21 protein-coding genes and 4 tRNA genes are annotated in these 24422 nt (G+C 69.6%); 22 read left to right on the top strand and 3 right to left on the bottom strand.

Annotation, left to right across the window (positions count from 1 at the left end; genetic code table 11):
* The first annotated feature begins 46 nt into the window (after window positions 1-46).
* The 4 genes from D473_RS0101420 (at window position 47) to D473_RS0101405 (ending at window position 2018) form a co-directional block, all read left to right on the top strand.
* Window positions 47-1579, top strand: coding sequence for a metallophosphoesterase family protein (locus D473_RS0101420; RefSeq protein WP_026126495.1), 1533 nt, complete (start codon window positions 47-49; stop codon window positions 1577-1579).
* 103 nt (window positions 1580-1682) lie between these two features.
* Window positions 1683-1755 (top strand) — tRNA-Glu (locus tag D473_RS0101415).
* Window positions 1756-1844: 89 nt separating this feature from the next.
* A tRNA-Asp gene (locus D473_RS0101410) sits at window positions 1845-1919 on the top strand.
* A gap of 25 nt (window positions 1920-1944) precedes the next feature.
* Window positions 1945-2018 (top strand) — tRNA-Phe (locus tag D473_RS0101405).
* A gap of 221 nt (window positions 2019-2239) precedes the next feature.
* Here D473_RS0101405 and D473_RS0101400 read toward each other — a convergent pair.
* Window positions 2240-2947, bottom strand: a complete 708-nt coding sequence (locus tag D473_RS0101400; protein ID WP_017607308.1) for an exonuclease domain-containing protein — start codon at window positions 2945-2947, stop codon at window positions 2240-2242.
* 240 nt (window positions 2948-3187) lie between these two features.
* On the opposite strand from D473_RS0101400, the gene D473_RS0101395 reads away from it, so the two are divergent.
* Complete coding sequence (locus D473_RS0101395; RefSeq protein WP_017607307.1) at window positions 3188-3718, top strand: hypothetical protein; 531 nt, start codon at window positions 3188-3190, stop codon at window positions 3716-3718.
* An 82-nt stretch (window positions 3719-3800) separates the two neighbouring features.
* Window positions 3801-4592: an alpha/beta fold hydrolase gene (locus tag D473_RS0101390; RefSeq protein WP_026126494.1), complete on the top strand. Its 792-nt coding sequence runs from the start codon at window positions 3801-3803 to the stop codon at window positions 4590-4592.
* A 90-nt stretch (window positions 4593-4682) separates the two neighbouring features.
* Here D473_RS0101390 and D473_RS0101385 read toward each other — a convergent pair whose 3' ends face one another.
* Window positions 4683-5093 (bottom strand): RNA-binding S4 domain-containing protein, encoded by a 411-nt coding sequence (locus D473_RS0101385; RefSeq protein WP_017607305.1) that lies wholly within the window; start codon window positions 5091-5093, stop codon window positions 4683-4685.
* 102 nt (window positions 5094-5195) lie between these two features.
* Between D473_RS0101385 and D473_RS0101380 the strand changes: the two genes are divergently transcribed.
* The 14 genes from D473_RS0101380 to D473_RS0101315 all read left to right on the top strand — a co-directional run bounded on the left by D473_RS0101380 (window position 5196) and on the right by D473_RS0101315 (window position 20038).
* Window positions 5196-5270: transfer RNA gene (locus tag D473_RS0101380), tRNA-Asp, on the top strand.
* Between the two features lie 74 nt (window positions 5271-5344).
* Window positions 5345-6079: an rRNA methyltransferase gene (locus D473_RS0101375; protein WP_017607304.1), complete on the top strand. Its 735-nt coding sequence runs from the start codon at window positions 5345-5347 to the stop codon at window positions 6077-6079.
* A 699-nt stretch (window positions 6080-6778) separates the two neighbouring features.
* Entirely contained in the window at window positions 6779-7528 is a 750-nt protein-coding gene (gene narJ / locus D473_RS0101370) for a nitrate reductase molybdenum cofactor assembly chaperone (protein WP_033352465.1), read from the top strand.
* Between the two features lie 107 nt (window positions 7529-7635).
* The gene (locus D473_RS0101365) at window positions 7636-8574 is read left to right on the top strand and encodes a DUF5996 family protein (RefSeq protein WP_017607302.1); all 939 of its coding nucleotides are present in this window, start codon (window positions 7636-7638) and stop codon (window positions 8572-8574) included.
* Between the two features lie 108 nt (window positions 8575-8682).
* Window positions 8683-8970 carry a GNAT family N-acetyltransferase gene (locus D473_RS0101360; RefSeq protein WP_017607301.1) on the top strand — a complete coding sequence of 96 codons (288 nt, stop codon included), beginning with the start codon at window positions 8683-8685 and terminating at the stop codon, window positions 8968-8970.
* 190 nt (window positions 8971-9160) lie between these two features.
* On the top strand, window positions 9161-10657 hold the full coding sequence (locus tag D473_RS0101355) for an alanine/glycine:cation symporter family protein (RefSeq protein WP_017607300.1): 1497 nt from the start codon (window positions 9161-9163) through the stop codon (window positions 10655-10657).
* 233 nt (window positions 10658-10890) lie between these two features.
* A complete protein-coding gene (locus D473_RS0101350; protein ID WP_017607299.1) occupies window positions 10891-11490 on the top strand; it encodes a GNAT family N-acetyltransferase in 600 nt (199 codons plus the stop codon).
* Between the two features lie 263 nt (window positions 11491-11753).
* Complete coding sequence (locus tag D473_RS0101345) at window positions 11754-11969, top strand: heavy-metal-associated domain-containing protein (RefSeq protein ID WP_017607298.1); 216 nt, start codon at window positions 11754-11756, stop codon at window positions 11967-11969.
* Window position 11970: 1 nt separating this feature from the next.
* Window positions 11971-12171, top strand: a complete 201-nt coding sequence (locus D473_RS0101340; RefSeq protein ID WP_017607297.1) for a hypothetical protein — start codon at window positions 11971-11973, stop codon at window positions 12169-12171.
* Window positions 12168-14438 (top strand): heavy metal translocating P-type ATPase, encoded by a 2271-nt coding sequence (locus D473_RS0101335; protein ID WP_017607296.1) that lies wholly within the window; start codon window positions 12168-12170, stop codon window positions 14436-14438. Before D473_RS0101340 ends, D473_RS0101335 begins: the two co-directional genes overlap by 4 nt.
* A 272-nt stretch (window positions 14439-14710) precedes the next feature.
* Window positions 14711-15997 (top strand): cytochrome P450 family protein, encoded by a 1287-nt coding sequence (locus tag D473_RS0101330; protein ID WP_017607295.1) that lies wholly within the window; start codon window positions 14711-14713, stop codon window positions 15995-15997.
* A complete protein-coding gene (locus tag D473_RS0101325; protein WP_017607294.1) occupies window positions 15994-17091 on the top strand; it encodes a cytochrome P450 family protein in 1098 nt (365 codons plus the stop codon). Before D473_RS0101330 ends, D473_RS0101325 begins: the two co-directional genes overlap by 4 nt.
* A gap of 328 nt (window positions 17092-17419) precedes the next feature.
* Window positions 17420-19072, top strand: a complete 1653-nt coding sequence (locus D473_RS0101320) for a serine/threonine-protein kinase (RefSeq protein ID WP_017607293.1) — start codon at window positions 17420-17422, stop codon at window positions 19070-19072.
* Between the two features lie 153 nt (window positions 19073-19225).
* The gene (locus tag D473_RS0101315) at window positions 19226-20038 is read left to right on the top strand and encodes an NAD(P)H-binding protein (RefSeq protein ID WP_017607292.1); all 813 of its coding nucleotides are present in this window, start codon (window positions 19226-19228) and stop codon (window positions 20036-20038) included.
* Window positions 20039-20113: 75 nt separating this feature from the next.
* On the opposite strand, the gene D473_RS0101310 is transcribed toward D473_RS0101315, so the two are convergent.
* On the bottom strand, window positions 20114-21268 hold the full coding sequence (locus D473_RS0101310) for an acyl-CoA dehydrogenase family protein (protein ID WP_026126493.1): 1155 nt from the start codon (window positions 21266-21268) through the stop codon (window positions 20114-20116).
* Between the two features lie 117 nt (window positions 21269-21385).
* Here D473_RS0101310 and D473_RS0101305 point away from each other — a divergent pair, with 117 nt between their 5' ends.
* Together D473_RS0101305 and D473_RS0101300 are read left to right on the top strand one after the other, a co-directional pair.
* Window positions 21386-22078, top strand: coding sequence for a TetR/AcrR family transcriptional regulator (locus D473_RS0101305; protein WP_017607290.1), 693 nt, complete (start codon window positions 21386-21388; stop codon window positions 22076-22078).
* 135 nt (window positions 22079-22213) lie between these two features.
* Entirely contained in the window at window positions 22214-23842 is a 1629-nt protein-coding gene (locus D473_RS0101300; protein WP_026126492.1) for a peptide chain release factor 3, read from the top strand.
* Window positions 23843-24422: the final 580 nt, after the last annotated feature.

The raw sequence follows: 24422 nt of genomic DNA, 5'->3' as shown, positions 1-24422 counted from the left end.
GGCGTAAAGCATTGGGCGCACGTCGGCACGGCGGCATGATGGGGGAGTGCTCTCTTGGGAAGCGATCAACCGCCACGATCTCCGCGAGACCCTGCAACGTGCGCGTGCGGCTTTCGCGCGCGTCCGTGAAGGGCGCGCATGGAGGTGGGGCTGTGTCGTGGTCGCGGGGTTGCTCGGCGGATGGCTGGGCCTGGCGCTGGCCGGGCAGGTCGTCACCCCCATCGGCCCCGCCGACGTCACTTTCTCCCTGAGTCCGCAGCTCAACGGTGAGACGGTCGTCGACGTCGCCCCGCTGGGACAGCTCGCCTTCGAGACCCACGCCGCGCCGCTGCGCGTCGAGGCGGCCATCACCGACATCCGCCTGTCCGCCGCGCAGGAGATGTTCACCGATCCCGGGGCGATCAACAGCATGGCCGCCGGGATCGGGCAGGACCTGCGCGACGGTGTCGTCGCCTTGGTGGTCAGGTCCCTGCTGACCGCCGTCCTCGGTGCCTTCCTCGTGGCCCTGGTGCTCTTCCGGAGTTTGCGCCGGGCCCTGGCCGGGGGCGCCGTCTCCCTGGGCGCTCTCGTCGTCGCCGGGGCGGTCGCCGCCGCCACCTTCAACCCCGGCGCCATCGCCGAGCCCCGCTACGCCGGCCTCATCGCCGGTGCCCCGCAGGTCGTGGGCGGCGCGGAGGAGGTCGTGGGCCGATTCGGTCAGTACCAGGAGCAGCTGGCCGGGCTCGTCGGCAACGTCTCGATGATCTACGAGGCCACCTCCGAACTGCCCGTCTACGAGGACGACGAGTCGGTGGTCCGCGTGCTGCACGTGTCCGACATCCAGCTCAACCCGGCCTCGTGGAGCATCATCTCCAGCCTCCGGGAACAGTACGGGGTGGACGCGATCGTGGATTCCGGCGACCTCACAGACCGAGGCAGCCCCGCTGAGGACACCTTCGCCGACGAGATCGCCGACCTCGATGTGCCCTACGTGTGGGTGAAGGGCCGGCACGACTCCATGGGCACCCAGCGCGCGGTGGAGTCGCAGCCCAACGCGGTCGTGCTCGACGGCGACACCGCGGAGGTCGAGGGCCTCACCTTCTACGGGTCGGGTGATCCCCGCTACACCCCGGACGAGACCCGGCTGGACCCCGGTGAGAGCGAGATCGCCGCGCAGGGCGCGGAGGAGGCCGAGCGGGTCGCCGACGGGTCCGAGGGCGTCGACGTGACGTTGATGCACAGCCGTACCCAGGCGGAGGCCTTCGACGGGGTCGTGCCGCTCGTGCTCACCGGGGACGAGCACACACGGGCCACCGAACTCACCGATCTGGGGACCCGCTTCCTCGTGCAGGGTTCGACCGGGGGCGCCGGGCTGAGCGGCCTGGACCATGATTCCGACCGTCCGATCCCGTACCAGGCGTCCGTGCTCTACTTCGACGGTGAGAGCGGGCGTCTCCAGGCCCGCGACGACATCGACCTCGGCGGGGTCGGTCTCACGTCGGCGCAGGTCGAGCGCAAGATCGAAGCGGAGCCCGATGCGCCCGTCGGTGAATCCGAGGACGCCACCGACGAGCCCGCGGAAGAGGGTTCCCCCGGCTGAGGAGGGGCTCCGGAGTCGGGCCGTTCGGTGCTGCTCGCCCCGTTCGCAGATTCCACTTTGGCGCTCGGTGCCGATTTCCCCTATGCTTGGTCTGTCTGAGCGGGCCCCTGTCGTCTAGCGGCCTAGGACGCCGCCCTTTCAAGGCGGTAGCGCGGGTTCGAATCCCGTCGGGGGTACGAAGCGGTCAGACCACTGCCGGACATCTGGCAGAATGGGAACCGCAGCGCGGCACCGGGCCACAGGCCCGGGGCCGACAACAGAACAAGGTCCTGTGGAGCAGTTAGGAGTGCTCGCCACCCTGTCAAGGTGGAGGCCGCGGGTTCAAATCCCGTCAGGACCGCGCAGGCACCGGAGACCGGTCGCCCGGCTGGGTAGCTCAGTTGGTACGAGCGTCCGCCTGAAAAGCGGAAGGTCGGCGGTTCGACCCCGCCCCCAGCCACATCGCTCAGACACGCGAAAAGGCCCTGACACCTGGGAAACAGGTGCCGGGGCCTTTTTCTGCGTCGGTGGCTGTCGGTGGACGGCCGCGGGTTCCGGTGGGTATCTACGGCCCATACGCGGCCGCGTTCAGAAGTCCCTGAGGGGCGGCCCGCCGAGGAGCCCTCCAGGGGCTCGGCCGCTCCGACCCCGTGCACGTCCTGCCCGGCCCCGCTCCGCGGCTCAGCTGCCCGCGTAGGGCCAGGTTCCGTCGATGACCGCCTCCGGGTCGCGGGTCCGGCGCAGGTAGGACTGGAACGAGGCCGCCTGGTCGGCCTTCCACCGCACCTGGGAATCGTGCAGCTCGGCGGGGGAGAGCTCCCCGAGCTCCGGATGGCTCGACCCCAGGCGCCAGGCCAGCCGCCCCGCCGCGAGCGCGTCGGCCGCCGCACCGTGTGCCTCGTCGGCCGCCAGCGGGACCCCGTGGTGCGCGCACACGTCCGTGAGCTTGCGCCCGCCCTTGCGGAACGGGTCCATCTGCTTGTCCAGCACCAACGGGTCCACCACGTGCAGTGTGGCCAGCGGTGCGGCGTCGACGCCGTGCCTGGTGAGCTCGTGGTGCAGGAGGCCCAGGTCGTAGGGGGCGTTGTAGACGACGAGGGGAAGTCCGTCCGTGGCTGCCTTCTCCAGGGCCGCACCGATCGCCGGGACCGCATCCGCCGCCGGCACGCCCTCGGCACGGACCCGCTCGTCGGTGAAGCCGTGAATGGCGCTCGCCTCGGGCGGGATCAGTACACCCGGGTCGATGATCCACGTCAGGGGTTCCTTGGAGCCGCTCGCGGGGTCGATGTGCCACAGCGCCGCGGTGACGATGCGGTCGCCGGTGACGTCCAGGCCGGTGGTCTCGACATCGAAGGCGGCGAGGGGACGGGTGTACCAGGAAGCGCTCATCCGGGTCCTTCTCTCTCCTGTCCCGACCTGTGGGACCCGGCCGGGGCCGGCCGGGGTCGGGTCTCGTGGGCACGGTACCGCGCAGGCCCGACAACGGCGTCCCTTTTCGTTCGTGGAGGCGGGAGTGCCGCGGCTCCGTAGAACCAGGTGCGCCGCACGGGCGTCTTCACACTGTGAAGGACCGTCCCCTGCGTCCGGCGCCGTGTGCCGTCGTGTCCCGCCCCTGCTTCTGGAGTGTCCATGAGTCCCGAACGCGATCCCGTACACCCTCGTGACCTGGACGCCCTGCGCTACCGGATCAACCGGATCGAGGCGCGACTGGCCCTGCGCCACGAGGTCGAGCGGGCCTCCCGCGCTGTGACAGCCGGTCTCTCCGCGGGTGCCGCGGTGCTGTTCCAGTCCCTGTACCTCGTGTGGGAGCCGTCAGGAGAAACCTCCTGGAGCAGGTCGACCCTCTCGGGTTGGGAGATGCTGTTCACCGGAGTGGTCTCGGGGACGGTCTTCACCGGGATCGGGCTGCTCGCGCTGCTGGCTCTGGTGGCCACCGCTCTCGTGGCGCAGCGGCAATGGGCCTTCCGTGCGGTGCTGGGCGCGGCTGCTGCGTTCCCGGTGCTGTGGCTGCTCGGATGGGCCCTCGCCCACGTCGACACCGAAGGAGCCGTCGAGGCGGGGCCGGGCCCGTGGTGCGCGCTGGCGGGGGTGGCGCTGATCGCGGCGTCCGCGGCCCGTGCGGAGCGGTTGTGGCGGGACGCCCCCCGAGGTTGGGAGTGACACCCGGGCACCGTGGCCGTCACGGACAGCTTGTGCAGCACACCACGGCGGATGGGCGGTTCCTCCGGTAGTGTCCGGACCCGTGAACCATGCGACCGCCGCCGACGGCACCCGGATCCGGTACGACGTCATCGGAGAGGGCGAACCCCTGCTCCTGTTCAACGGGCAGGCCCTCGACCTTCAGATGTGGGACGGTGTGCGCGAGGAACTCGCCCGCGCCCACCGCGTCGTCCGCATGGACTTCCGCGGGACCGGCGGCAGCGACCTCCCGCTCGAGGGCCCCTACACGTTGGAGCTCTTCGCGCGCGACGCCCTCGCCGTCCTCGACGAGCTCGGCGTCACACGCACCCACGTCTACGGCTTCTCGATGGGTGGCAAGGTCGCGCAGACGCTCGCGTACGCCGCTCCCGAGCGTGTGGGCTCCCTCGTGCTGGGCGCGACCGCACCCGGAGGGGAGAACGAGGTCCCGCGCGCGCACTCTTCCACGGTCGCGCTGCGCAAGGCCGCCACCGAGGAGGGACGCGACCTCATCGCGGAACTCTTCTACACCCCGGAATGGGCGGCCGAGAACCCCGACCAGGTGACACGCATCCTGCCGCGCGGACCGAAGCGTGGCCTGAGGCTGCACTTCGAAGCCGGCAACGGCCACGATGGATGGGATCTGCTCCCGCACATCGGAGCGCCCACGCTGGTCGTGCACGGTGAGGACGACGAGCTCGCCCCCGTCGGCAACGCCGGGCTGCTGGCCGCCAGGGTCCCCGGTGCCGAACTCCTGGTCCTGCCCGGGCTGCGGCACGGTTACCTGCACGAGGGACGCCCGAAGGCGACCGAGGGCGTGCTCGACTTCCTCGCCCGGCACCCGCTTCCGGCTTAGCGCCGCACACGTGCGCGGGCCGTCCCCAACACGTGCGGGGTCGCCCGAGGCGTGCGCGGGGGCCGTTCGGGCCGTGTCCGGTCCGCCCGCTCACAGCTCGGTGGGCAGCTCCGCGCGCAGCTTCTCCAACTGCCGCCGGTCCCGCTTGGTCGGCCGTCCCGCGCCCCGGTCGCGCTTGAGCACGGGTCCGCGCGCCTCCGGTCCGGGCTGGACCGGGCTGCGGTCCACGTAGCACCGCGCCGCGATGGGCGCCCCCACACGTTTGACGATGACGTGACTCACATCGACGAGTCGGGTGGTGCCGTGCAGCCGGACCCGGATCTCGTCGCCGGCCTTGATCCCCGTGGCCGGTTTGGCGGGGCGCCCATTGACGCGCACGTGCCCGCCACGGCAGGCCTGAGCGGCGTCGGAGCGGGTCTTGGTGAGACGGACGGCCCACAGCCAACGGTCGATCCGTGTGCTGTCGGGGCCGTTCGGCAGGGCCGGCCGGGACTCGTTCACGCCTGCGTCCTCCTCGTCTCTCGTGGCCTCTGTGTCCACTCTAGGCCGGACATGGTTCGAAGTACTCCGAAGACGGGTTAGAGTAGTAACCGCAGCAAGCGAGGTCCTGTGGAGCAGTTAGGAGTGCTCGCCACCCTGTCAAGGTGGAGGCCGCGGGTTCAAATCCCGTCAGGACCGCACAGTGAAGGCCCGGTGTCCTCAACAGGCGCCGGGCCTTCGGCTTGACTGGGGATCGGACGAGGGGACTGGTCGTGGCATACCGGTACGCCACCGAGCGGACCGACCACTCTGCTCTGGCGAGCGGGCAAGTGCTGCGCTCGGCGCCCGGGTTCCCGGGGTTCCCGGTCCGACTCGCCAGTGAGCTCCTGCAGCGCGCGCTCGCGCACACCACGGACCAGGGTGAGACCCCGGTGCGGCTCTGGGACCCTTGTTGCGGCAGTGGTTATCTCGCGACCGTGTTGGGGCTGCTGCACCGCGACCGCCTCTCCCATGTCCGGGTCTCCGACGTCGACGGGGAGGCCGTGGCGCTGGCCGCCCGCAACCTCGAACTCCTCACCGCCGAGGGCCTGGCCGCACGTGAGGAGGAGCTGCGCCGCTCCGCCCGCGACTTCGGCCGGGTGGAGTACGTCGAACGCGCCGAGGCCGCCCGCGAACTCGCGGCCGTTCTCGCCTCTCAGGGCGGCGACCTGCCCCACGAGACCTTCACCGCCGATGTGTTCGCCCTCACCGACCCGGTCGACGCCGACGTGGTGGTCACCGACATCCCCTACGGCGAGATGACCACCTGGGGCGGCCGGGCGCCGGACGCGGACCATGTCGGCGCGATGCTGCGTTCCTTGGGTGGTGTCCTGCCCCGGCACGCGGTCGTCGTCATCACCGCCAAGACCCGCCGTGTCTGCCTTCCCGAAGGCGTGCGCGCCCTGGAACGCGTCAAGGTGGGGACCCGTTCCGGGGCCCTCGTGCGCGCCCGCGACGTCGCCTCCTGATCCACCGCACCTGGAAGAGGGCCGGCGGCCACAGGGTCTTCGTATCGCGCCCCTACCGTTCCGGTGAACTGTGCCGATTGTGCCCGAATGCGGTGTGGGGTGTGTGATTTTCACCCCGTACGAGGCATATTCATGGGCGGTATGTGGTCGCGGAAGAACTTCGGCGGGAGCGCGCCGGGCAACGCGCGAGCAAACGGGGTGTATTCGTCATGGTGGACCGTGGTAAAGGCGGAGCCGCTTCCGGAACACTGCGGACCGCGGGAAACCACGTCACCCGATCAGAGCCCTCGGAAGGGGGACGCTCCCAGGCCAGGGCTTCCTGCTTCAGAAACGTTCCCGGTAAAAACGCAATCATGGTTCGGGAAACCCGGATGTTCGGTGATCCGTTTTCCGGGTCGGATCACCTCGGGCATGAAGCACATGATTTCCCGTGCGTCGCCGTGGTTTTCCGGAATCCACATCGGTGTACACATTCTCTCGAGCGTGACCGTCATCGGTACGCGCGCGGTGTGCTGATCGGGAGGTATCGGCTCCGCACCCTCACCGAGTACGACGCCCGCTACGCCGTCCAGGCACGGACGGCAGGGGCGGGTGCCCCGCAGTGAGGTCTGCGAGGGTCTCTTCCCGCCGGGTAGAGGAAGGACGCCGACGACAGCGGTGCCGGGGACGGCCCCCGTGCACCGCATGAGGGGGTTCCACGTGAGTACCACCACCGACTCCGAAGGACGGTCCGGCTGGCTCGGCGCAGGTCGGGCCGCCCGTAGCGCCCACCGCAGGGCGGTCACCCGCCAGGCCGCCTCGGTCCTGCTCGGTTACCCCGACGAAACGTTCTTCGAACGGTTGCCGCTGGTCGCCCGCGCCGTCGCCGAACTGCCGCGGGGAACCGTGCGCGCCGCACTCCTGGGGTTCTGCGAGCACGCCTCCAGCACTCCCGAGCTCGAATTGTGCCGGCACTACACCGAGGTGTTCGACACGCGCCGGCGCCATGCCCTGCGGATGACCTACTACACCGATGGCCGCGGTCCCGCCCTGACCGATGTCAGAAGGGTCTACACCGATGCGGGCTGGCGGGTACCCGTCCGCGAGCTGCCCGACCACCTCGCGGTGCTCCTCGAGTTCGCGGCCCGGGGCGACTCCGATGCCGGAGACGACCTGTTGCTGCGGTTCCGGCCCGGCCTGGAACTGCTGGGTGAGGTCCTGTGGGAGCACGGCACCCCGTACGCGCAGGTCGTGGACGCGGTCTCCCTGACCCTTCCGTCCCAGAGCGGCCAGGACGGAGAGCCCGACCGGCGCATGGCCGTGCAGGGGCTGCTCGGCGAGAAAGGCGGCCCGGAGGGCAACGGTGAGAGCGCGGTGCGGCCCGCGGCCGAGGTGTCCGAGGGCCGGATCCCTGCGCCGCGCGAATCCCAGCAGGAACGCCGCCAGGACCTCGACTGGGGCGGGCGATGAACCGTCCGGGCACGTTTCCCGTGTTCTTCGTCCCTGTGCGAGCCCTCGCCCCTGAACGCCCCGCTCCGAGTCGTCCGCGACGCCCGCTGAACAAGGAGTAGACCTCGATGGAGCTGTTTCCGGACTTCCCGCTGGACTCCTGGTACGAGACCAAACAGACGATCCACCGGTTCCAGCAGATCGTCGGCAAGGTCCGTATGCACCACAGCCCGCGCCGCAACCATTGGTGGAACGTGCCTTTCCACCTGACGGGCAGCGGCATCACGACACGGCCGATGGGGATGGTGGACGGCAACCCGGTCTTCACCGTCGACCTCGATTTCGTCCGTCACAGGCTGGTGGCCTCGAACCTGGCGGGGGAGTCGGTCTCCTTCCCGCTGCAGGGACACAGCGTGTCCTCGTTCTACCTGCGTTTCCGATCGGCGCTGGACGGCCTCGGAGTGGACAGCAGCATCTCCCGTGCGAGCCCGTTCGATCTCTCCGACGCCGACCGCCCGTTCGTCGACGACCACGAGCACACCACCTACGTGCCCGAGCAGGCCAACCGGTACTGGCGGGTACTGAGCCAGGTCAACCTGGTGCTGGAGGAGTTCGCGGCGGACTTCTCCGGTAAGACGAGCCCCGTGCACCACTTCTGGCACACCTTCGACATCGCCCTCACCCGGTTCTCCCCGCGTGCGGTCGATCAGCCGCGTGAGGCGGGGGAACTGGTGCGTGAGGCGTACTCGCGCGAGGTGGTGAGTTTCGGGTTCTGGTTCGGTGACGACAGCGTCCCCGAGCCCTGTTTCTACTCGTACACGGTGCCGGAACCGGACGGTCTCACCGAACGCCCGCTCGCACCCGCCTCCGCGGAGTGGGCCGGCAGCGGACACGGTCACCTGGCGCTGCTGCGCTACGCCGACGCCCGACGCGCCCCGGACCCGCGCGCCACGGTCCTGGAGTTCTTCGAGAGCGCCTACCGGGCCGGCGCGGGGCTCGCGGGGTGGGACATCGACGCCCTCGCCTGTCCGGGTGGGGCCACCGACCCGTACAAGGCGGGCCATTGACGTGACGGGGGTCCCTTGGGGGCCCGGTCCTGAGCGGGGATACTGGTCTCAGTCCGTATGCGGTGGTGTCCAGGGACCGCACCGCGCACACCAGTGACTGGGAGAATCATGGAGCTGAAGGTCGAGGACGTCCCCGAGCGGTCGAGGTACGAGGTCAGCGTGGACGGGAAAGCGGTGGGTTTCTCTGCCTACCACCTGATCGAGGACGGGGTCCTCGCGCTGCCGCACGTGGAGGTGGACCCGGCTTTCGAAGGGCAGGGCGTGGCCTCCGCGCTCATGCGCGAGTCCTTGGACGACGTTCGTCGCCGGGAACTGAAGATCGTGCCGATCTGCCCGTTCGCGCAGGCCTTCGTGGAACGCAACCCCGATTACGGCGATCTCGTGCACCAAGGGTGAGGCTGCGGCTGGCCGGTGGGACACTGTCGGCGCTCGGGTCGACACGCTTCGTCGTTGCAGGTGGGCCGGTCGATAACGGTCCGGACGCAGGTGGCACACGGGACGGGGTAGGTTCCCGCGAATGGCGTGTTTTGCTCCCCTTCATGGGTAAGGGATAGCGATTGTCCATCCGAACCGAGGAGCGCCACACGTGCTACTGGCCGAGGCAACCACCGGTGTCGATCAACTGACCGACGCCATCGGTGTCTTCAACGACGACTACTTCTGGCTGTGGCTGATCATCCCCCTGTTGGCGATCGTCAGCCTCTACATCACGATCCGCACGGGCGGCGTACAGTTCCGGATGCTCCCGGAGATGTTCCGGGTCATCAGGAGCAAGCCGGAGATCGCGCCGGACGGCAAGAAGGCCGTCTCTTCACTGCAGGCGTTCATGATCTCGGCGGCCGCGCGGATCGGCACCGGCAACATCATCGGTGTCTCCATCGCGATTTCTTTGGGCGGCCCGGGTGCCGTCTTCTGGATGTGGGCCATGGCGCTCGTGGTCTGCGGCGCCAGCTTCGTGGAGTCCACACTGGCCCAGCTCTACAAGGTCCGCGACCCCGCCGGTTACCGCGGCGGCCCGGCCTACTACATCGAGAAGGGGCTCGGGCAGCGCTGGCTGGCCGTGGTCTTCGCGGTGGTCCTCATCATCACCTTCCCGATGGTCTTCAACGCGGTGCAGAGCAACACCATCAGCGGTGCCCTCGCCAACTCCGCCGACCAGGTCGGGATGCAGGCCGGTGACAGCATGCTGTTCGCCGCGGCGGTCGGTGTGGTGATCGTGGTCCTGACGGGCCTGGTCATCTTCGGCGGCGTGCGGCGCATCGCCAACACCGCCCAGGCGCTCATCCCGTTCTTCGCGGGCCTGTACGTCCTCATCGGCCTGATGTTGATGGTGATCAACTGGCGCGAGATCCCGGTCATGTTCACGACCATCTTCGAGCACGCCTTCGGGTTCCAGGAGTTCGCCGGCGCCGCGCTCGGTGCCGTCGTCATCCAGGGCGTGCGCCGCGGCATGTTCTCCAACGAGGCCGGCCTGGGCTCGGCGCCCAACGCCGCCGCGAGCGCATCGGTCACGCACCCCGCCAAGCAGGGACTCGTGCAGACCCTGGGCGTCTACCTCGACACCCTCGTCATCTGCTCGATCACGGCCTTCATCATCCTGCTCGGGCAGCAGGAGTTCAACGGTGAGCTGCAGAGCGACCTGACCCAGTTCGCGCTCACCGCTCAGCTGGGCCCGTGGGCGCTGCACCTGATGACGCTCATCGTCCTCCTGGTGGCCTTCACCTCGGTGCTCGGCAACTACTACTACGGCGAGTCCAACATCGAGTACCTGTCCGCGAACGAGCGGGTGCTGTTCGTGTACAAGTGCGTGTTCCTCGTGGCGACCTTCCTCGGTGCGCTCGGCGAGATCTCGCTGATCTGGACCTTGGCCGACACCACGATGGGCACGATGGCGATGGTCAACCTCATCGCGATCGCACCGCTGACGGTGATCGCCTGCCGCCTGCTCAAGGACTACAACGACCAGCGGCGTCAGGGCCTCGATCCCGTCTTCACCCGTGACCGTCTGCCCGACGTGCGCGGTATCGAGTGCTGGGAGCCCAAGGCGCCGAGCGAGAGCGCGGAGGCGCGGTCGAGGAGCTGATCTCCCCGCGGTGTCCCGCGTGCAGGTGGGGGCCGGTCCCGGCACGAGTGGTGCCCGGGGCCGGCCCGTCTCTGTTTCGGGGGCCAACCTGGACGGCTCGGGTCGTAGAAACGAAAAAGGTCAACAGAAGGTCACCTTTGGGGCATCTGTGTTCTTTCGGTCACGGCGGATCAACGCTAGTGTTCTGGGTCACAGTTGTGGCGGCCAGTCGTGCGTCTCGGTGAGGGAGCCAGATGTCCATCGTCTCGATCGAGCCCGCCACCGCCGAGCGGTGGCAAGACCTGGAGAACCTGTTCGGACCGACCGGAGCCTACGGGCACTGCTGGTGCACGTTCTTCCGTAGGAGGGCCAAGGACCACACGGCGAGTACCACCTGCGACCGGTCGGTGCGCGGTGTGGACAACAAGGCGGAGCTGCGCCGGGTGACTCTGGAGGGCCGTGTCCCCGGCCTGCTCGCCTACGACGAGGACGGTCCCTGTGGATGGGTCTCCGTGGCTCCGCGCGAGGACTACATCCGCCTGTCGCGCTCGCGTTCCCTGCGTCCGGCCGACCCCGCCGAACCCGGCGTGTGGTCGCTGGTGTGTTTCTGGTTGCCGCCCCGGCGCCGGCGCCGGGGCGCGGGGAGCCGGCTGCTGGACGGGGCGATCGAGTACGCCCGTGCCGAGGGCGCGCGGGTCCTGGAGGCCTATCCCGTCGACACGGCGGGCGGGCGCGCGCCCAGTGCCGAGGTCTACACGGGAACGGTGGAGATGTTCCGCCGGGCGGGGTTCGCTCTGGCGCAGCATCACGCGAGCGAACGCACGGTGGCCCGGCTGAACCTCAAGGAGGGCTGACGGGGGCGTCGCGGAACGGGGGGAGGGTATCCCCCTCGGGGCCGTGGGCCGCGAAAGCGGCCCGCGGCCCCGTTCGTGTGATCGGGCGGATCTCGCGGATGGTCGGCATATGGGGAGCACTGTGGGGTGTTTTTACCCCCCTGGGGTAGTCTGACGTGGTCTTCGGTGTTCGAAAAGCGATCATGGAGCTTGACTCGTACATACCCTACGGGGGTATAGTTCGGGTGTTGGGAAAACCCGCCGTACGCCACACAGGAGATGACATGGCCACGACGACCACCGCTGTCTACGCCGTCGACGGAATGAGCTGCGGTCACTGCGTCGACTCCGTCACCGAGGAAGTCACCGAGGTTCCCGGGGTGACCGACGTCGCCGTCGACCTCGAAGGCAAGAAGGTCACGGTCACCAGCGAAGGCACCGTCGACGACGCCGCCGTGCGCGCCGCCATCGACGAGGCCGGATACGAGGTCAGGGACTGACATGGGGGTGACCACGAAGCTCGGGCTCTACACCCTGGGCCTCGTGGCCGTGTTCGGCGCGATGTTCGGGGTCGGCTCCCTGGTCGGCCCCGTGCTCCCGGAGAACACTCCGGAGTACTCGCTGGAACAGGGCCACGACGGTACGGCCGACACGGGCCACGACGACGTCGGCGGAAACGGCGACGGAGAGGAAGCACAGTGAGCACCCAGCCAGTGCAGGGCGTCCCTGCGTCCGTCGAGCTCGACATCGGCGGGATGACCTGTGCTGCCTGCGCCAACCGCGTCGAGAAGCGCCTCAACAAGATGGACGGGGTCACCGCCACCGTCAACTTCGCGACCGAGAAGGCCCGGGTCTCCGTCGAGGACGGGGCCGCCGCCGTCGACGACCTCGTCGCCCAGATCGAGAAAGCCGGCTACACCGCCGCCCCGCCCGCACCCGAACCGGAGGACGAACCGGCCGCGACCGCGGCCGAGGACCCCGTGCGCGCGCTGCGGACCCGCGCGGTCGTGTCCCTGCTGCTCGCGGCCCCCGTCATCGTCATGGCCATGGTTCCTGCTCTGCAGTTCACCCACTGGCAGTGGGCCTCACTCACCCTCACCGCGCCCGTGGTGGTCTGGGGAGCCCTGCCCTTCCACGTCTCGGCGTGGAAGAACCTGAAGCTCGGCACCGCGACCATGGACACGCTCGTCTCCCTCGGCGTGGGCGCCGCGTTCCTGTGGTCGCTCTACGCCCTCTTCCTCGGCACGGCCGGGCAACCGGGGATGACACACCCCTTCGAACTCACCATCGCCCGCACCGACGGGGCCGCCAACATCTACCTGGAGGTGGCCGCCGGGGTCACCGCGTTCATCCTCCTCGGCAAGTTCTTCGAGGCGCGGTCCAAACGGCAGGCCGGTGCGGCGCTGCGCTCCCTCATGGAACTCGGCGCCAAGGAGGTCACCGTGCTGCGCGGGGGACGCGAGGTCCCCGTCCCCGTCGGTGAGCTCGCCGTCGACGACCGGTTCGTGGTCCGGCCCGGCGAGAAGATCGCCACCGACGGAACCGTCGAGGAGGGCAGCTCCGCCGTCGACATGAGCATGCTCACCGGCGAATCGGCGCCGGTGGAGGTCGATCCCGGCAGCGCCGTGGTCGGGGCGACCGTCAACGCCGGCGGACGCCTGGTCGTGCGAGCCACCCGGGTGGGTTCGCACACCCAGCTCTCCCGGATGGCGCGCCTGGTCGAGGAGGCCCAGAACGGCAAGGCCGCCGTGCAGCGCCTGGCCGACCGCATCTCCGGGGTCTTCGTGCCCGTGGCCATCATGGTCGCCGTCGGTACGCTCGGATTCTGGTTGGGCACCGGCGACCCGGTCACGGCCGCCTTCACCGCCGCCGTCGCCGTGCTCATCATCGCCTGCCCGTGCGCGCTCGGCCTGGCAACCCCGATGGCACTCATGATCGGGACCGGACGCGGTGCCCAGCTCGGCATCCTCATCAAGGGCCCCGAGGTGTTGGAGAACACCCGGCGCGTGGACACCGTCGTCCTGGACAAGACCGGGACGGTCACCACCGGGAAGATGGCCCTGGACGGTGTCGTCACGGCCCAGGGCACCGGCGAGGAGGAACTGCTGCGCCTGGCCGGGGCGCTGGAGAACGCCTCCGAGCACCCCATCGCCCGCGCCATCGCCTCCGGTGCCCTCGTGCGTGTCGGCGACCTCCCCACACCCGGGGACTTCGCCAACGCCGAAGGCCTCGGGGTGCGGGGGACCGTGGACGGGCACGCCGTCCTCGTCGGCCGCCGCGCGCTCCTGGAGCAGTGGTCGCAGCCCCTACCGTCCGACCTCGAGTCCGCGATGGCCGATGCCGAACGCAAGGGCCGGACCGCCGTCGCCGTCGGATGGGACGGCCGGGCCCGCGGGGTGCTCGTGGTCGCCGACACGGTCAAGCCGACCAGCGCCGAGGCCGTGCGCCGGTTCCGCGAACTCGGCCTGAGGCCGCTCCTGCTCACCGGCGACAACGAGGCGGTCGCACGCACCGTCGCCGACGAGGTCGGGATCGAGGAGGTCGTCGCCGAGGTCCTGCCCGAGGACAAGGTCGACGTGGTCCGGCGCCTGCAGGACGAGGGACGTGCCGTGGCGATGGTCGGAGACGGCGTCAACGACGCCGCGGCCCTGGCCCAGGCCGATCTGGGGCTGTCCATGGGCACCGGGACGGACGTGGCGATCGAGGCCGGTGACCTGACCCTGGTGCGCGGGGACCTGCGCGTCGCCGCGGACGCCGTGCAGCTCTCCCGCCGGACGTTGTCCACGATCAAGGGGAACCTGTTCTGGGCCTTCGCCTACAACGCCTCGGCCGTCCCGCTCGCCGCCGCCGGACTGCTCAACCCGATGCTCGCGGGCGCGGCGATGGCGCTCTCGAGCGTGTTCGTGGTGACCAACAGCCAGCGGCTGCGCCGGTTCCGTCCGCTGGAGCAGTCCGGACGGACACCTTGACCCTGCCGGGGTGCGCAGCCGGCATCCCGGGCACGCGCGTGTGCGCGGCAGATCGCGTGCAGTCGTGAACTGCGGGGACGCGGGGAGCGCGAGCCCCCCACGGTGACGGGGAGGGGACAGGGCGTTAGGGTGTGCGCGGATCACATCCCGCCCGGCGACGGACGGACCCGCGACCCGCCCCTGCCCCCCACCCCCCCGGTAAGGCGACCGTGTCATCTGGATGTCCCTACGCGAAGCTGTATCAAGAAGAGCCGCACCCCGATCCCTACGCCGTGTACGCGAAGATGCGGGAGGAGCACGGCCCCGTCGTCCCCGTGCAGCTGGAACCCGGGGTGCGCGGCTGGTTGGTCACCGACTACAGCACCCTCATCAGCTGGTGCCGGGACACGACCGCCTTCACCCACGACCCGCGCCTGTGGAAGGACTACGCTGAAGGCCGTGTCGACGATTCCGCGGCCGTCGTGCCCATGATGGCGCCGCGCCCCAACGCCTTGTTCACCGACGGGGCCGAGCACCAGCGCTACCGGCGGGCCATCTCCGACAGCTTCGGGGTGGTCAGCGAACAGCACCTGGCTTCGGTCACCCGTGAGATCGCCGACTCCCTCGTCGACACCTTCTGTGAACGCGGCGAGGGCGACCTCCTGAACGAGTTCGCGCGTCTCCTGCCGCTGCTGGTTATGAGCGTGGTGTTCGGCATGGACGAGGACTGTGCCCTGCGCTTCGCGCGCGCCAGCCGCGACATGTGGACGGGCGTGGACGCCGAACGCGCCAACGCCGAGGCCGAACGGGCCCTCTCGGAAACGGTGAGCCTCAAGCACCGCGCTCCGGGCGACGACGTCACCAGCCGTCTCGTCCAGCACCGGGCCGCGTTGACGGACGAGGAGGTCATCATGCAGATGCTCCTCATGGTCACCGCCGCCAACGAACCCACCGCGAACCTCATCAACTCCACGTTGCGCGCTGCTCTCACCGAGGCCGACCGCGATCCCGCGCGGTACCGTACCGACGGCGAGCTGAGCGCACTCGTGGACCGTGTGCTGTGGCAGGACCCGCCGATCACGAACTACCCGGTGATCTACCCGCGTGTGGACGTGCCCGTCGGCGGCGGGCGCACCATCGGGGCGGGCTCGCCGATCCTCCTCGGTTTCGCGGCCGCCAACCGTTTCTTCGCCGAGGAGAACGCCGACCACATCGCCGAATCGGCCAACCGTGCCCACGTCGCGTGGGGAGCCGGCCCGCACCGCTGCCCCGCCCGGGACCAGGCCGTCACCATCGCCACAGCGGCGGTGCGCACGGTACTGAACCGCCTGCCCTCATTGCGCCTCGCTGTTCCCCCCGAGGAACTGCGGTGGAACCTGACCGGGCTCTCCTGGGTCCCGGTCAGCCTTCCGACGGCGTTCGATCCACAAACCCCCCTGTCCCGCGCAACAGTGGAAGGAACCCATTGGAGCCCGTCCGAATCGCCCCGGGAAACCTCCGAGCCCAAGCGGCCCACCTCCGGGAGGTCTCCCCTGTCGTCCCTGTCGTCCTTCCTGGGGAAGTTTCTGCGTGGGTCGTGACCACCCACGCCGGGGTCACCGAGGCCCTCGCCGACCCCCGCATCCAGAAGAACCGCAAGCACTGGAAGGCCTTCAACGCCGGTGAGGTGCCGCCGGACTGGCCGTTGATGTCCTGGATCATCAACGAGAACATGCTCTCGCAGGACGGGGAGATCCACACCCGGCTGCGCAAGCTGATCTCCAAGGCCTTCACCCCGCGCCGGGTCGAGCTCATGCGCGACGACATCGTGGGCATCGTCGACCGCCTGTTGAACGACCTGGAGGCGGAGGCGGCCGAGAGCGGGGGCGGCCCCGTCGACTTCAAGGAGATCGTCGCGATGCCGCTGCCGCTGACCGTGATCAGCGAGCTCTTCGGGGTCGAGGTCGCGATCCGCGGCGAGATGCACGACCTGGTCAGTACGTTCTTCGACCAGTCCACCACCCCTGAGCAGGCGATGCAGTCCTTCACCCGCCTGTGGGAGGTCCTCACCCGGCTGGTGGCCGAGAAGCGGGAGCGGCCCGGCGACGACCTCACCAGCGGTCTCATCGCCTCCCGTGACGACCAGGACAAACTCACCGAGGACGAGTTGATCTGGGCGCTGGTGCTGTTCATCAGCGCGGGCTACGAGACCACGATGAACCTCATCCCGAACGTGGTGCGCGCCCTCATCCAGCATCCCGACCAGCTCCAGCTGCTCCTGGACGGCCGGGCCGAGTGGGCCGACGCCACCGAGGAGGTGTTGCGCTGGGATTCCCCGGGCGAGTACGTCCCGATGCGTTACACCACCGAGGACATGGAACTGGCCGGTGTGCGGATCCCGCAGGGCGAGGCCCTGCTCATGGGCTACGGATCGGCCGGCCGTGACAAGGAACGCTACGGTGAGACCGCCGACGTCTTCGACATCACACGCGAGGACACCTCGCACTTGAGCTTCTCCCACGGACGCCACTACTGCCTCGGGGCGAATCTGGCCCGTATGGAGGTCAACGAGCTGGTCCCGCGCCTGTTCGAGCGTTTCCCGAGGATCCGGATCGCGGTGGAGGACGCCGACCTGGAACCGATGCCGTCGATCATCGTCTCCGGGGTGAAGGCGCTGCCGGTGCGGGTGGACTGACGCGTGTGCCGGGTGAGGAAACGCCCGGCGCCGGGCCCCGTCGTACGAACCGTCCTCGGGGACGGCCCCGGCGGGGTCCTCGCACGTCATGGGTGAAGGGTCCTGATCCGACCCCCGTGTGACGAGAAACCGATCCCGGGTCGCCGACCCGAGAGCCCGCCGAGGAATCCTAAGGTGTGTTCGGTGGCTGCCGTCCGTCGCGCAGGAATACCGGGTCCGCCGAACGCGCCCTAGGGTGTGAGCGGAAACCGGTCCGGCCCAGGCTCGGTCGGAGCGGCGCCCCCGACCCCTTCACCCACCCCTCCCCCGCAGAGGATCCCACGCGAGCATGAACAGTTCGGAAGCCGACCCCGGCCGTGTCCTGGTCAACCGCTACCGTCTCGACGACGTCATCGGCACCGGAGGGATGGGCCGTGTATGGCGGGGGACCGACACCCTCCTCGACCGCCCCGTCGCGGTCAAGGAACTCACCACGCCCCCGGGCCTGCCCGACCACGAGGTCGAGGTCCTGCGCACCCGCATGATCCGGGAGGCCCGGAGCGCCGCCCAGCTCAGCCACCCCTCGATCATCACGGTCTTCGACGTCGCGGACGAGGACGGTCTCCCCTGGATCGTCATGGAGCTCGTGCAGGGCCCGTCCCTGGGCACGCTCCTGCGCGAGGAGGGGACTCTGCCGGTCCACCGCGCCGCCGAGATCGGCGAGCAGATGGCCGCAGCGCTGGCCGAGGCCCACCGGCGCGGCATCGTGCACCGCGACATCAAGCCGGGGAACGTGCTCATCGCCGGCGACGACCGGGCCGTCCTCACCGACTTCGGCATCGCCCATCTGGACGGGTCCACGCATCTGACCAGCACGGGTCTGCTCATGGGCTCGCCCAGTTACCTGGCCCCGGAGGTCGCCCACGGCCACTCGGCCACCGCAGCCTCCGACGTGTGGGCCCTGGGGGTGACCCTGTACCAGGCGGTGGAGGGCACCCTGCCCTTCGAGCGGCCCACCCCGATGTCGACACTGACGGCGATCGTCACCCAGGACCTGCCGGAGCCGACCCGCGCCGGGGCGCTCGCGCCGTTGCTGGCCGAACTGTGCGCCAAGCAGCCGGAGGACCGCCCTTCCATCGAGNGTTCGGCGGCCGCGACCGCCGTCGCCCCGGTCCCCGCCACCGCGCCGGCCCCCGAACCGGCCCCGGAACCCGCCCCCGCCGAGAGCGCCGCACACGCGGGGAAGGCCCCTGCCGTACCCGCAGCGGGTACGGGCGCAGCGGGCGCCACGGGCGGCGGGCGCGGCTCCGACCGCACCCGCAACCTCGTCATCGCCGCGGTCGCCTCCGTGGTGCTCGTCGCCGGTGCCACCATCTCCGTCCTGATGAGCATGAACCGCGACGACACCGGAGAGCTCGTCGGTGAGAGCGAGCAGGCCGACGCGGCCGGGGAGGCCGCCCAGGAACCCACCGAACCCGAGGAGGACGCCGAGGAGAGCGCGTCCGAGCCCGAGGCCGAAGCCACCGAGGAGGACGAGGCCGGCGAGGAGGACGGTTCCGACGACGAGGAATGGGACTTCCTCGAGCGCCACGAGGACGACAGCGGCTTCTCCGTCGACGTGCCCGAGGACTGGGAGCTCGATCGCGAGGGCCACATGGTCTACTTCCGCAACCCCGACGGCGGCTACCTCATGGTCGACCAGACCGACGACCCCAACGACGACGCGGGCGAGGACTGGCGCGACCTCGAACCCGCAGCGAGCGGCAACTTCGACGGGTACTCCCTCATCGGGATCGAGGACGTCGATGCCGAGTGGACCGACGACTACAACAGCGCCGCCGACTGGGAGTTCACCTTCTCCGACGGTGACAGGCACGCCATCAACCGGGGCTTCCACACCGACGAGAAGGGCTACGCGCTCTTCCTGGTGAGCCCGGAGGACCCGGGCGTCAACCACCAGCTCCTCGACCGCATCTCGGAGTCCTTCGACCCGGCCTCCTGACCCGGACCCCGCCCCGCCCCCACCGGTGCGGGAGCAGGGGACGGCGCCGCCTTGGTCCCTCCGTCCGCGAGCGACGGGTCCAGGTGCTGGGGAACGGCCCCGCGCGGGCGGTTCGCGTCCGGGCCGGGCCGTGGCGTCGGTACCGTGAAACCCATGAGTGTCTTGGTCACCGGGCCCACCGGAATGGTCGGGCGACGCGTCCTGACCGAACTGCGCAGGCGCGGCATCACCGCCGCGGGTGCTTCACGCACGTCGGAGGTGCGTCTGGACTGGACCGACACCTCCGACTGGGACAAGGTCCTCGACGGCGTCGAGAGCATCTTCGTGGTCACGCCCATCGGGCGCTCCCTCGGCAACCGGGTGGCCGGGTTCATCGAGAAGGCCGCCGAGAAGGGTGTGGAGAAAGCGGTCGTGATGTCGTCCATGGGCAGTGAGCACGCGCCCTCCGACTCCGACCAGCGCGTGGCCGAGGAACGGGCCCGCAAGGTCTTCGACAAGTGGACCGTCCTGCGCCCCAACTGGCTCAACCAGGACTTCACCGAGGGCACGTTCGCCGCCCTGGCCCGCTCGCGCAACGGCCGGCTCGAACTACCCGTCAAGAAGCACACCGCGGTGAGCTTCGTGGACGCCCGCGACGTCGCCAACACCGCCGTCGCCGCTCTCGTCGGCGATCACGCCGGCCGCGAGTACACACTGACCGGGCCCGAACCCGTCACGTTCAAGCAGTTCGTGCGCATGACCAAGGGCACCGACAGTCCCGTGTGGCGCTTCAAGAAGGTCGACGAGGCCGGGTTCTACTTCCGTGCCCGCAACCGCGGCTGGGGCGACCGTTACATCGACACCCTCAACGAGCGGTTCGCCGCCGCCGTCGCGGGCCGCGCCGCCGAGGTCACCGAGGACGTGCGCGCAGCATTGGGCCGCGACCCGGGACCGGTGGCCAAGTTCATCCGCGAGGAGACCGCATGAGAAAGGACCCCTGGAGGCTGCGACCGGCCTCCGGGGGTCTCCTTCCCGGGCCCCTTCCGGCGGGAGGGCCCGTGCTCACTTGAGCAGCTGGCGCGCCATGACCATGCGCTGGACCTGGTTCGTACCTTCGTAGATCTGGGTGATCTTGGCATCGCGCATCATGCGCTCGACCGGGAAGTCCTTCACGTACCCGGCGCCGCCCAGCAGCTGCACCGCGTCGGTGGTGATCTCCATGGCCGCGTCGGAGGCGTAGCACTTGGCGGCCGCACCGTAGAAGGGCAGGTCGTCGTCGTGCCGCTCGGACTTGGCGGCGGCCGTGTAGACCATCTGGCGGGCGGTCTCGAGCTTCATCGCCATGTCGGCGAGCATGAACTGCACACCCTGGAAGTCGGCGACGGCCTTGCCGAACTGCTTGCGTTCCTTGACGTAGGCCACGGCCTGGTCGAGGGCGCCCTGGGCGAGACCGACCGCCTGCGCACCGATGGTGACGCGGGTGTGGTCGAGGGTGCGCAGAGCGATCTTGAGGCCCTCGCCGGGCGCGCCGATGATGCGGTCGCCGGGAACACGCACGTCGTCGAAGAACAGCTCGCGGGTCGGGGAGCCCTTGATGCCCAGCTTGCGCTCGGGCTCGCCCAGGGTGAACCCGGCGTCGTCGGCGTGCAGCACGAACGCGGAGATGTTGCCGCCGCGCTTGCCGTCGGGGTCGGTGACGGCGAGCACGGTGTAGTAGTCGCTCACGCCGGCGTTGGTGATCCACGACTTCTGGCCGTTGAGGATCCAGCCGTCGCCGTCGGGCGCGGCCTGGGAGCGCATGCTCGCGGTGTCGGAGCCGGCCTCGCGCTCGGAGAGCCCGTAGGAGAACATCGCCTCGCCACTGGCGACCTCGGGCAGGTAGCGCTGCTTGATCTCCTCGGAACCGCCCAGGATGACCGGCATGGTGCCGAGTTTGTTGACGGCCGGGATGAGCGAGGAGGAACCGCAGACCCGGGCGACCTCCTCGATGACGATGCAGGTGGCCAGCGCGTCGGCACCCACGCCTTCGTACTGCTCCCCGATGTGCGGGGCGTGGAAGTCGGTGGACACGAGCGCCTCGAGGGCCTCCTGCGGGAAGCGGCTCCGCTCGTCCACGTCAGCGGCGTGCGGAGCGATCTTGTCCTCGGAGACCGCGCGCACCGCCTCGCGCAGCTCTTCGTGTTCCTCCGTCGTACTGAACAGATCGAAGTCGCTCATCGTCTTCTCCTCCATCTGGCACCGCGTGCCGAATCATGGCATTCAGTGCCAGGATAGGAGGTGAAAGATGTGAAGTACACCGGCGGGTCGGTAATACTCTTTGGCTGTGGAACGGAGGTGGCCGTGGCGCAGGCGCGGGTGAGCACGCGGGAGGTCGTCCTCGCGGCGGTCGGCCTGTTCACCGAGTACGGGTTCGAACGCACGACGATGGACGGGATCGCGACCGCGACGGGGGTGAGCCGCCGCAGCCTCTTCCGGCGCTTCGGCTCGAAGGAGGACATCCTCTTCTCCGAGCACGACGAACTCTTCACCACGGTGGCGCGCTACCTCGACGCTTCACCGGACGACCCGCTCACAGCGGTGCACTCGGCCGCGCGCATGGTCTTCCAGGGATACCTGCGCGACCCCGAGATCACCCTGCCCCGTTACCGCCTGGTGCGGGCGCATCCGCGCCTGCGGGACCGGGAGGTGGCGATGACGGCCCGGTACCAGTCGGCCTTCAGCCACTACCTGACCGAACGCTCCGGCGCGGGACTCTCCCTGGCCTCGGGTGTGGTGGCCGCGTCGGTGATCGCGGCCCACAACCATGTGCTGCGCTCCTGGCTGCGCGACCCGGGCGAGGAAGAGGAAGCGGTGTGGGCGCGTTTCGACGACGCGATGGCCTACGTCAGCACCGCCGCACGCCCGCTCCTGGAACCGGGGAGCGGAGCGCGGCCGGGCCGGGTCCTGGTCGCCCTCTACCCCAGCGACGCCGACAACGACGAGGTGCTGCGCCGGATCGGTTCCGCCCTGGAGCCCGACGCCTTCTGAGTCCCGGGCAGCAGGTCACGGGCCCCGGGCCCGGTCCACGTCGCCGAGGCCGTTGGTCCGCAAGGGGAGCCGTCGCACTTAGGCTGGACGGGGCCGAAGACCGACAGCGACACGAGCGGGACAGGGCGAGCGGTGATGAGCGTGGACACGGCGGACGCGGCACGGCAGGGTGCCGGTGCGGCACATGAGGCCGCCAAGCGGCGGACGTTTGCGGTGATCTCCCACCCCGACGCCGGTAAGTCGACTCTGACCGAGGCGCTCGCGCTGCACTCGGAGGCGATCTCCTCGGCCGGCGCCGTACACGGCAAGGGCGACCGCAGGGGTGTGACCTCCGACTGGATGGCGATGGAGCAGGACCGCGGGATCTCCATCACCTCGGCCGCCCTGCGCATCGACTACGAGGGCCGGGTGCTCAACCTTCTGGACACCCCGGGCCACGCCGATTTCTCCGAGGACACCTACCGGGTGCTGTCGGCGGTGGACTGCGCGATCATGCTGCTGGACTCGGCCAAGGGCCTGGAGCCGCAGACCCTCAAGCTCTTCGAGGTGTGCCGCGCCCGCAGGATGCCGGTCATCACCTTCGTCAACAAGTGGGACCGCCCCGGGCGCGAGCCGCTGGAGCTGTTGGACGAGATCGAGCAGCGCATCGGCCTGCGTCCCACCCCGCTCAACTGGCCGGTGGGCATCGCCGGCGACTTCCGCGGGCTCATCGACCGCCGCTCCGAGGGCCAGTACACGAAGCTGACCCGAACCCCGGGCGGGGCGCGCAAGGCCCTGGAGGAGCCCATGTCGGCCGAGGAGGCCGCCGGGATCGAGCAGGACGCCTGGACACAGGCGCAGGAGGAGATCGAGCTGCTGGAGGCGCTCGGAGCCGACTTCGACACCGAGTCCTTCCTGGCGGGGGAGTCCTCCCCGGTGCTGTTCGGTGCGGCGCTGTCCAACTTCGGTGTCGGCCAGCTCCTGGAGGCGGTCGTGAATCTGGCGCCGGCGCCGGCGGCCAAGGAGGACGTGCGGGGTGAGCCGCGTCCGGTGGAGGAGCCCTTCTCCGGTCAGGTCTTCAAGATGCAGGCGAACATGGACAAGAACCACCGTGACCGTATGGCGTTCGTGCGGGTCAGTTCGGGCCGGTTCGAGCGCGGTATGGTGCTCACCCACGCGGAGACGGGGCGTCCGTTCGCGACCAAGTACACCCAGGCGGTCTTCGGGTCGGACCGGTCCACGATCGGTGAGGCTTTCCCGGGTGATGTGATCGCTCTGGTCAATGCCCATGCGTTGTCGGTGGGCGACACCCTCTACGACGGGCCCAAGGTCTCCTTCCCGCCGATCCCGAGCTTCGCCCCGGAGCACTTCGTGGTCGCGCGTGCGGTCGATGCCGGCAAGTACAAGCAGTTCCAGCGCGGTATCGCTCAGTTGGACGCTGAGGGTGTGGTCCAGGTGTTGACCTCGGACGTGCGTGGGGAGCAGGCGCCGGTGTTGGCGGCGGTGGGTCCCTTGCAGTTCGATGTGGTGCGGCACCGTATGGCTGAGGAGTTCCGTTCGCCGATCGATGCTTCTGCGTTGGAGTATTCCGTGGCTCGCCGTACTGATGAGGGGTCCGCGGCCGGGTTGCACGCGCTCTCGGGTGCGGAGGTGTTGCGTCGCCGTTCCGATGGGGAGCTTCTGGTGTTGGTGAACAACAAGTGGCGTTTGCGGGTGATCGAGCGTGATCATCCGGGGTTGTTCATGGAGGCGTTGCTCGCCGGCGGCGTCGACGAGAACGCCTGAAGCCCTGGCCCACGTTCCCGCACGCAGGCACGTCTTTCTCCTTCGAGCGGAAATATTCACTGCGGGTCAACGATGGTGACACGGCGTCGTGTCCGGCGGCATTGGCGTAGACCGGTGTGAACTCTCGTTCCCGAGGTACGCGGTGTATACACCGAAGCCCCCTCCTGGGGCCCGTGTGCCGGTTCGCCCCGAGGGGTGTGGCGTGCGTAGAGGTCAATCTCACGGGCGGGGGAGTACCCCGCTTCAGCGCCCGTGATCAGGGCGAAGGTAACCTGTGCGGAGGCCGCCAGGGCGCCATCGGCAGCACGGTCACCCGGATGAACCTTCCGGTTTGTCCCTATCTGTGAAGGGGCATGGGAAGCGCACGCGGAGCACTGTGTGACGGGGTGCTCAGGGGACCGAAGCAGGAGATAAGGGCGACGCCGGGCGACCCCCGGTGCCGTGCGTGGCGCCCCAGGGCGAGCATGAAAGTTCACACGATGCGGCAAAATCCATAAATCTTCACCGGCCGGTAATTCTTGCTGTCATGCACGTGTGTTGCATGTCACCTGTCCATGAATCGGCGAAACTTATATGATTT

The sequence above is a fragment of the Nocardiopsis xinjiangensis YIM 90004 genome (genome assembly GCF_000341145.1).
In the GTDB taxonomy this organism is placed as follows: Bacteria; Actinomycetota; Actinomycetes; order Streptosporangiales; family Streptosporangiaceae; genus Nocardiopsis; species Nocardiopsis xinjiangensis.
The sequence above is the reverse complement of the archived record's forward strand: the minus strand, read 5'-3'. Positions and strand labels throughout refer to the sequence as shown.